Source organism: Micromonospora sp. DT227, from assembly GCF_049841835.1.
Classification (GTDB): Bacteria; Actinomycetota; Actinomycetes; order Mycobacteriales; family Micromonosporaceae; genus Micromonospora.
In genome coordinates this window covers 1-232 of record NZ_JBNCLA010000101.1, presented here as the reverse complement: position 1 = coordinate 232, position 232 = coordinate 1, and the positions used below count along the sequence as shown (strand labels likewise).

The 232-nt window shown below is 72.0% G+C and carries 1 protein-coding gene; it reads right to left on the bottom strand.

The annotated features are described in order from the left end of the window. On the bottom strand, positions 1-220 hold a 220-nt coding region (locus ACLQ2W_RS34075), incomplete at its 3' end, for a hypothetical protein (RefSeq protein ID WP_425792036.1). Positions 221-232: the final 12 nt, after the last annotated feature.

The window sequence follows — 232 nt, the reverse complement described above, 5'->3', positions numbered from 1 at the left end:
CCACATCCCACAACGCCACCCCCATCCCCACCCACTGCGCCCCCTGACCCGGAAACACAAACACCGGACCCAACCCAGCCGCACCCGCCGCGACACCCCGCACCACCGACGAGGCGTCCACATCCCGCAACCCGGCCAAGAACCCGTCCACACCAGCGGCGACCACCACCGCCCGGTGCGCAAACACGGCTCGGGCCGCCAACGCCCGCCCCACCACCACCGGATCCACCTC